The 8,827-nt window shown below is 41.0% G+C and carries 9 protein-coding genes; 4 read left to right on the plus strand and 5 right to left on the minus strand.

Annotated elements, in window-relative coordinates; genetic code table 11:
• Positions 1-101: 101 nt before the first annotated feature.
• Both AAEY99_RS17300 and rraA read right to left on the minus strand, forming a co-directional pair.
• A complete protein-coding gene (locus AAEY99_RS17300) occupies positions 102-1,136 on the minus strand; it encodes a formimidoylglutamase (RefSeq protein WP_502959509.1) in 1,035 nt (344 codons plus the stop codon).
• Between the two features lie 93 nt (positions 1,137-1,229).
• On the minus strand, positions 1,230-1,715 hold the full coding sequence (gene rraA / locus AAEY99_RS17305; protein ID WP_101086250.1) for a ribonuclease E activity regulator RraA: 486 nt from the start codon (positions 1,713-1,715) through the stop codon (positions 1,230-1,232).
• 386 nt (positions 1,716-2,101) lie between these two features.
• On the opposite strand from rraA, the gene AAEY99_RS17310 reads away from it, so the two are divergent.
• From AAEY99_RS17310 to AAEY99_RS17320, 3 genes are all read left to right on the plus strand, one after another.
• A complete protein-coding gene (locus AAEY99_RS17310) occupies positions 2,102-2,350 on the plus strand; it encodes a YgjV family protein (protein ID WP_101086249.1) in 249 nt (82 codons plus the stop codon).
• A 536-nt stretch (positions 2,351-2,886) separates the two neighbouring features.
• A complete protein-coding gene (locus tag AAEY99_RS17315) occupies positions 2,887-3,399 on the plus strand; it encodes a phosphatase PAP2 family protein (RefSeq protein WP_182745125.1) in 513 nt (170 codons plus the stop codon).
• A 157-nt stretch (positions 3,400-3,556) separates the two neighbouring features.
• Positions 3,557-4,606: an MJ1255/VC2487 family glycosyltransferase gene (locus AAEY99_RS17320; RefSeq protein ID WP_351011365.1), complete on the plus strand. Its 1,050-nt coding sequence runs from the start codon at positions 3,557-3,559 to the stop codon at positions 4,604-4,606.
• A 72-nt stretch (positions 4,607-4,678) separates the two neighbouring features.
• Here the strand turns inward: AAEY99_RS17320 and rsd are convergent, their stop codons facing one another.
• Entirely contained in the window at positions 4,679-5,146 is a 468-nt protein-coding gene (gene rsd, locus AAEY99_RS17325; protein ID WP_162022219.1) for a sigma D regulator, read from the minus strand.
• Between the two features lie 456 nt (positions 5,147-5,602).
• On the opposite strand from rsd, the gene hemE reads away from it, so the two are divergent.
• The gene (gene hemE / locus AAEY99_RS17330; RefSeq protein WP_101086245.1) at positions 5,603-6,667 is read left to right on the plus strand and encodes a uroporphyrinogen decarboxylase; all 1,065 of its coding nucleotides are present in this window, start codon (positions 5,603-5,605) and stop codon (positions 6,665-6,667) included.
• A 589-nt stretch (positions 6,668-7,256) separates the two neighbouring features.
• Here the strand turns inward: hemE and AAEY99_RS17335 are convergent.
• Together AAEY99_RS17335 and AAEY99_RS17340 are read right to left on the minus strand one after the other, a co-directional pair.
• Positions 7,257-7,796, minus strand: a complete 540-nt coding sequence (locus tag AAEY99_RS17335; protein WP_351011367.1) for a hypothetical protein — start codon at positions 7,794-7,796, stop codon at positions 7,257-7,259.
• A gap of 25 nt (positions 7,797-7,821) precedes the next feature.
• Positions 7,822-8,307 carry a hypothetical protein gene (locus AAEY99_RS17340; protein ID WP_351011369.1) on the minus strand — a complete coding sequence of 162 codons (486 nt, stop codon included), beginning with the start codon at positions 8,305-8,307 and terminating at the stop codon, positions 7,822-7,824.
• Positions 8,308-8,827: the final 520 nt, after the last annotated feature.

Raw genomic sequence — 8,827 nt, forward strand, 5'->3', positions numbered from 1 at the left:
GCTTCGCGTCGATTAGCCCCAATAAAAAGCAGCAGTTAAGGCTAAAAAATTGCCTGCATTAGAGCATAAAATTAGCCTTTAATGAATAGCCGTAGCTGATTCTAATTCAGACCGGTTAATCGACCCTGAAGATAAGCATAAATTAACTCACTGAGACCTTGACCTGCATCGCGGTAACCCGCTTCTAAACCCGCGTGATGACATGCTGGGGCAGTTTCTGCAAAATGAGCGTAATGGCATGGACAATGCCTAGCAATATAATGCACATAATGGCAGGCATCGAGTATCGATATACCGGCAAAAGTCGCTGCACTGCTGGGCATATTGGCAATCGCATCGACATCGAGCTCTAATGCGACGGGCAGTTGGGTTTGATTTAATGATTTAGCGATTTGTTTTAATGCGGTTTCTAGCGACAGTTCACGCCGGATCCAAATTTGTTGAAAACTGTTCCATGTAGCGCCAAACAGGCTCAGTTGTTCTAGGGTTTCTTCGCTATTTTTTAATTCATGCAAGCCGAGAATATGATAATGGTCGAGTGCGCCATTGGCGGCGGCATAACTAAATCCATTACCACTGTGGCGACCTTCTCGTGGTCTAAAATCACTGTGTGGATCGAGGTTGACGGCTGCGACAGGTAGGCCTGTAGTGGCTTTTGTTGCCATTAATAAACCATAAGCATTATTGTGGCCGCCGCCGATAACGATGGGTTCTAATCCTGCTTGCATGATTTCACTTACTGCAGCAATGACGATGTCATCCAATTTTGCGGTTGCTTGGCGTAATTGCTCAACGGTAGCGGTTGTGGATACTGATGTATCAAGACTGATCTGGCCTAAAATGGCACATTCGTTACCATTAAGAAATCGATTGGACTGTAAATTAATCAACTGTTTGATGCTAGCGATAAAGGCATCATCAGCGCCGCCTCGGCCGAGGTTAGCTCGTGGTCCCACATCTTCTGCAATGGCAATAATGGCAAACTGGGCGCCACTGGATTTAGCCTGTTGTGCATTTTGCGCTAATGACAGTTCAGCCGATGCCAGATAAACCTGTTGGCCTATTTTGGTTTCATTAGGGCGTAAACTTAATAATGCATCGCAATGCTGCTGAGTAAATGCGCTAAACATGGTGATTCTCCGAATTACAGCCACAAAAAAACCAGCATAGCTGGTTTTTAAAGGAATTGTCTGCCAGCTTTTTACAAAGCTAAATTGGCTATGACGGGGTTATTCAATATCTAATGGTTCTGGAGACAGAATAACGCCCGTGTTATCAGCATAGATATGATCACCCGGTAAGAAGGTCACGCCACCAAAATTAACTGGAATTTCGATTTCGCCCACACCGTTACTTTCAGCACCGACAGGAATCGAAGCAAGCGCTTGGATACCAATATCAAGTTCTTCAAGAGCGTCAACGTCACGTACTGAACCGTAAATGAGAATACCTTCCCAATTATTGGCTACAGCAATTTCAGCAATTCTAGCATCGAGTAGCGCACGTCTTAACGATCCGCCACCATCAACTAATAATACTTTACCTTCACCGTCTTCTTCTAAAGCTTCAGCAATCAGGCCATTATCTTCAAAACACTTAATTGTACTGATTGAGCCACCGAAGGAGCTGCAACCACCGTAGTTACTGAACATTGGTTCGACGACATCGACTACATCTATATACATGTCGCAGAGTTCTGAGGTGTTGTATTCCATATTTCACTCCTGTTGGACAGCAAAGGTAAATTGCTGGGTAAAGCAAAGTTAAATGAATTATATGAGCTTTTTATGAAAATAAAAGCCTTATCAATCACTGGATTGTTATAAATCAACTTATGGTGTGACTTATGTGCAGATGACGCATTGGCCTAAATAGAGAACAGGGATCAAATTTGTAAGTAATTTTCTTTCAAATTGAACCAATTAGTCGATATATGTTGATTTAGGTCATCCTAATACGTTTTTTAATTACATTTTTGCTCTACAGTTTGTTAGCATATTGCTAGATTTATTAATGTTAGTTTACAAAATAATACTAGCTTTAGGGGCACGGAACCCCCGTTACGCATACGGAAGGCAGAGAGCCTGAAACAGAGGTTCTTATGGAAAATATCAATATTATTGAAGTATTAGGCTATGCCGCATCCGTTATGGTTGCCATTTCACTAATGATGAAAGACATCGTTTTACTAAGATGGTTAAACTTTATTGGCTGTTCTTTTTTTGTCGCCTACGGATATGCAATCGAAGCATGGCCAGTAGCGGGCATGAATGCCTTTGTTGCATGCATTAACATTTTTCACTTAATTAAGATTTATCGTAATAAAGGTGCACAGCCACAAACTGCATAATTGCACGAGTCATATTAAGTTATCGTGTTAGTGAATGACGATAACACGGTCGCGATTAATAACCCCTCAAGCCAAACTTGAGGGGTTATTGCTTTAAATCGCTTTGATTTAAAGCAATAAATGGCTATCAAACCGCTCTGTATTCCCCTGTCTGCGTTTTAATGGCCCACAATAAGCTCTCTATTGACGAGTCAATACATCTTGTGAGTAACATCAATGGCAAGCACATAGTGCCGATTTTAAATAAAACCGTTGTTATCGATTTATCCCATCTCTTATTCTCAGTTGAAGTGACCTCGCGGGTAAACATCAGCCGTTAAGCTTCTTTATGGTTATTCGCTAATTTATGCTTATTCTCGAATTTATGGTTATTTCTAACGTGAAACTCAACTCTGGGCTGTGTCATAAAACTTTAGGCTAACTGTCACCTCGTGTTCATTACCTCTGTCTATTATCTAAACTGTTAACAAATACATAACTTTAGTCGGATGAATATTAGCTAAATGATATTACCGACGTTTGACATGGAGTCAGGCATGAAGAGTATCAGCCAGTTAGATAAATATTGGTTTTATTGGATAGTGCAATTTAGTCGAGATAACGGCCTAAGTCAGGCTGCTAAACGTGTATCTGCAACCGGTGATGGCCACTATTATGCTTATTTATCTGTTGCGCTATTGTTTTTTCATCCCAACGGTCAACACTTTTTTAATTTAGTGTTGGGGAGTTTCTTGGTTGAGTTTCCGTTGTATTTACTGCTGAAAAATAGCATTCGACGTCATCGTCCTTGCCATGCGTTAGCTGGGTTTGAGTCTGGTTTTGAACCGTCGGATAAATTTAGCTTACCTTCAGGGCACACTGCTGGCGCCTTTGTGTTTGCTAGCGTGGTGAATCTGGTGTTTCCTGCCTTAGCACCGATTGCGTTTGCTTGGGCTTGTTTTGTTGGCTCATCGCGTATCGCTCTGGGAGTTCATTATCCTGTGGATATTATGGCTGGCGCTGGGTTGGGGATCGGCTCGGTATTTCTGGTCGATCAACTGATGCTGTAAAGCTTATGTTAAGAACGCTCATGAAGTAATCGCTCATGCCGTCACAGTACATGTGGTAAAGGTTCGCGTAGCCACTCTTCATGTAGTAACTGTTTATGTAGAAAGAAGTACAGCGTTTTAATCTTGATCATTAAGCCGTTGAGGGATGTAAGGCAATATGAAAATCTTGTACGGAGTTCAAGGCACAGGGAATGGCCATATCAGCCGCGCACGCGTAATGTCTACTGCGCTTAAGCAACATAATATCGATGTCGATTTTCTTTTTTCAGGCCGAACACCACAGCACTACTTTGATATGCAATGCTTTGGCGATTATCAGACCCGTAATGGTATGACTTTCGTAACCGAAAATGGTCGTGTTAATTGTGTTAAAACCGCCAAATACAATTTAACCACTCCCATTTTATCTGAAATTAAGCAGCTCGATTTAACGGGTTATGATTTAGTTTTAAACGATTTTGAACCTGTGAGTGCTTGGGCGGCCAAACAACAAAATGTGCCGTCAATCGCCATTAGTCATCAAGCAGCATTACAGTATCCAGTCCCTAAACAAGGTAACAGCTGGTTTAATGAATTTCTGCTCAACCATTTTGCACCCGTTGACATCGCTTTAGGTTGTCATTGGCATCATTTTGGCTTTCCTATTTTACCTCCATTTGTGGAGGTGTGGCCCAATGGTGGTGATCATAGCCACCAAATTTTAGTCTATTTACCCTTTGAAGAGCCTGATCGTATAGCTGCCTTTTTAGCCCCATTTGATCAATATCACTTTTCTGTTTACCACAGCACTAAACCATTAAAACCATTAGCAGATCATATTCATTGGCATGGTTTTAATCGTGAAGGCTTTAAACAACACATGGCTCAATGTGGTGGGGTGATTGGCAATGCTGGCTTTGAGTTGGCCAGTGAGGCGATGACGTTAGGTAAAAAGTTATTGGTGAAACCGTTACAGGGTCAGTTTGAGCAATCTGCTAACGTTGCGGCGTTAGAATTACTTGCTGCGGCAGAAAGTATGCAAACTTTAGATCCTGCCGTGCTCAAGCGTTGGTTAAAAAGCCCGTCACCTAAGCCTATTGCGTATCCACAGGTAGGCGATGCATTAGTGGAGTGGTTAAAAATGGGCGATTGGCATCAGCCGCAAGATTTATGTCAACATTTGTGGTCACAAGTTGAGTTGCCTGAAAACTGGCATAAACGGCAATAATGTTTGCTGCAATCAAGTTAACCGTATTAAAAAGTGCGTCAATTAATCGCACTTTTTAATGGGCTGGCTCAATTAAGGAAGGCGTTGATATAGCAATTCTAGCAGCTGATCTTCTAATTCGAAACGCGACTCCATCGCTTGTGCTAAATGTGATAAATCGTTGTCGAGTTGATACAGCACTTGTTCGTCAGATGCGTCGGTATATTTATCATTAAAATCCAATGCCGTGTCAGTACTTTCGCTAATTAGCGGTAATAAGGCGTTGGCTGTTTCGATACTCGTTTCACCAAACTTCTCACAAGCTTTAATAACGTTGTTGTAAACCTCAAAGTGACCTTCTGAGACATAATCAACTAATTGGGCACAAAATTGTTTCACTTGATCCATGCTCGGAAGTGATTTTTCGCTACGAGAATAGGGTGCTAATCCGGCAACGATAAAATATTGGATTAATAATTTGCGGCGATGATTAAGCCATTGATCGATTAAATTATGAGAACCGCCCCAGCGTTTTTCTGCTTTTTCTAGTTTTGTTAGCATGTCTTCTCTCTAATTGGCAGCCATTCTGTTACAACTAATGTATTGGACAAAGTGTATTGCGATCAACTGTTTTATTTTTATTTGCTTATCGACGAGCTTGCTTTGGGGATGAAAAGGACAGGGGTCTTGGAGTGGGATAATAAAAAACCCCGTGATGGCATGCCATCACGGGGTAACGAAGTTTTCAAAGGCTCGATTTGTCGGGCTTCTTGATTGTTCTTGCTAGCGCACACTTTTTATACCAAACCACTTAACGCGACGCAACTTTTAATCCAATAAATTGCGATTTACACATCAGTATTGTGTGTTTTGTGAGCATAGTGGCGGTTGTGTTAATAAAATCGACCATAGATTTAGGAATAGCTCACATAAATTCTGCATGAGTGGTTACATTAATCGCGTAAGTGCTAAACTAACGCCCAGCAAAAATCATAACAGTCTAGGAACAAAGTCCACATGGCAGAATTAAAGAATGATCGTTATTTACGTGCGTTGCTAAAGCAGCCTGTTGATGTCACTCCAGTATGGATGATGCGTCAAGCAGGACGTTATTTACCTGAGTATAAAGAAGTTCGTGCTCAAGCGGGTGACTTTATGTCTTTATGCCGTAATGCCGAATTGGCTTGCGAAGTCACTTTACAGCCGTTACGTCGTTATGACTTAGATGCTGCGATTTTATTCTCAGATATCCTGACCGTGCCAGACGCAATGGGCTTAGGTTTGTATTTTGAAGCAGGTGAAGGTCCGCGTTTTGAACGTCCAACGGATACTATCGATGCAATCAAAAAATTATGTATTCCAGATCCAGAAGATGAATTGGGTTATGTAATGCGTGCAGTGAGTACGATTCGTCGTGAACTGAATGGCTCTGTGCCGTTAATTGGTTTTTCGGGTTCTCCTTGGACTTTGGCCACTTACATGGTTGAAGGCGGCTCAAGCAAAACCTTCGAAAAAATCAAGCGTATGGCGTATGCAGAACCTGCTGCATTACACATGTTATTAGATAAGTTAGCAGACTCAGTAGTGTTATATCTTAACGCTCAGGTGGCTAACGGTGCACAATCGTTAATGATATTTGACTCGTGGGGCGGTGCGTTATCACACCACGCTTACCGTGAGTTTTCATTACGTTATATGCAAAAAATTGTTGATGGCTTAACTCGTTTTGCTGATGGCCGTAAAGTGCCAGTTACCTTGTTCACTAAGGGCGGCGGATTATGGTTAGAGTCTATGGCTGAAACAGGCTGTGATGCATTAGGTTTAGATTGGACTGTTGATATTGGTGATGCTCGTCGTCGCGTAGGTCATAAAGTGGCGTTACAAGGTAACATGGACCCATCAATGTTGTATGCTACGCCAGAGCGTATTCATCAAGAAGTTGATCAAATTCTAGCAAGTTATGGTGAAGGTACTGGCCATGTATTTAACTTAGGACATGGTATTCATCAACATGTTGATCCTGAACATGCTGGTGCATTTATCAATTCTGTGCATGAGTTGTCAGGTAAATATCACAAGTAATTAGTGATATTTACTAACAAAAAAGCGAATCTTCGGATTCGCTTTTTTGTTGATCGTTTTTTGTTTTTTAGCTTTTGAATGTGAGCAGTTAGTTTTTCTATTTATCTATTTATCTATTTTTCTATTTTACGTCTTTCCGGTAATGCTTGTGAGCCGGAATCCAGCTGTTTTTTATGATTTTGATTTAGGTTTTATGGCCTGCGGCCACTAACGTCGTGGCGCTTCGCCCACACCAGACCAAGAGGAAACCAACGGCTGCTCCCTCTTGGAACTCCCAGCCGCCACATCAAAATTATCTGAAAAGCGATAATTTCGCGACGTGGTTGAATCCAGCTTTTGGGCTCTTTTGAATCTTGCCTCGGCCTTATTCGAAAATGCTAACGCTTCCGATGGTACATCCTGTACCGCGAAAGCTAAGCTCACATCCATGTGTGCTTCACGCTATTTTCTTCAACGGCCTCAAGTTCAGAGTTGAGTTTAGACTTTTGCAAGCGTTACTAACTCGTTTGTGGACAGAAATGATTTAGAAAAGCCAGTGTTTCAATTTACTTTTTATAAAAGTTTACCCTGATTCCAATAAATTATAAGCCTATTCACCATACCATTCTGGTTTTGATTCTTTCGAGTTCCATGCCCAGTCTCGCAAAGTTTCAATGACATTGTCACGATCATATTTATCGTAGTATGTAGGATTAAGTCCCGTGCCTTGAAAGCCATCTAATTTGCTTGCTTCAAAACAAGCTTCATCATCATCTTTACGAGATGTAATCAATGTACCGTTTTTACCACCAAACTGGGGGAGTAAACCTGTAATTTGATATTCTTCACCATCTGAGCCAATAAACTCGTATGGCGATATAAATTCTATACCCAAGTCTTTTGCTGCATTTATCCAAGCTTGCTGGGGACGATTAAACAAAGATTCTAGTAAATCAGCATTTTCATTGTCGGGTGCATTTATATCTTTATAAATGACAAAATCAACGAAACCGTCTTCATCGAAGGAGACAACCCAACGTTCTGAAAATGCTTCCACTTCCACATCAACGCACCCGATATGTTCACGGTAATCTATGCGAAGTGGAAATTTTTCTTCTTTCATTTGAGCTAAAAACTCGAAAAGTTTCATCGGTATCCTAAAGGCTTATAACGCTTCAAATATGGGGCGCGCGTTGTTTGCGCGTCCCTGCCATAATTTGTTTGTTATACGCTGACTTTTGCACTAAAAGATAGCCAAATAAAAATAACAAACCTGTCACTAACCAAATTACACCAGTGTAAAAAACAATTGAATTAACCTTCTCTGGGTGACGTATCCAAAGCTGTAAAGGTAATACTCCACGAATAATACAAAGTGTTGAAATTGTATAAATACCAAGCTTTAGCAAAGGTAACTTTCTAATAATGCCTGCACCAGATAACGCATATAGCCCGACAACCAAGAAGATGGCCGATATAAATATGGTTCCAACTGGCGCTAACCAAGTCCCATTTTTAGCGGATTCAATAACTTGAGGGGGAGCCATTTGAGCAGAAAAACATTCAGGCCCTAGGAATATACAAGACATATGGGCAATAGCAGTGGCCACAGCAATTAAGGCAACAACAACTAAATATAGGATTCCTGGCTTCGACTTCACTCGACTCTCCATTTAAGCGTATAACGCTTAAAACTAAAACAAAGGTTATTTATAGCATTAAGCATAGCGAATATAAATAATCCTTTGATTTTACTTGCTATCTGGCAGCCAGAGCGTTAACTCGTTTTGGCGGTGAATCAAAAAACGGAAATAAACGGCACTGGCGGGATATTCGTAGCCTTAAGCTAATCGCTAGATTTGATTGCGAAGAACCACTAGATAGCATTATTCTTTAGGTAAAACCGAGAATTTTCGCAATTACATAACGAGAAACAACACTGTTGTTTTAACACAAATGAATTATAACTGTATAAAAATACAGTGTACAATCGAAAAGCTTTTTATGATGTTTATCGTAGATAGATTTACCTCAAAATGGTGCTTTCATAAACTAGCGATAACTATGTTCAAGCATAGTTTAAATTGGATATTCTCTAACAAGTAATGGGGCGTGCGACGTGAGGTCGTATGAAGCGCTGTTCACCGCTTTTGAGTGAACCATCTGTATCACCAGATGAAC

Origin of the sequence: Shewanella sp. S1-58-MNA-CIBAN-0166, from assembly GCF_040310085.1 — a bacterium.
Classification (GTDB): Bacteria; Pseudomonadota; Gammaproteobacteria; order Enterobacterales; family Shewanellaceae; genus Shewanella.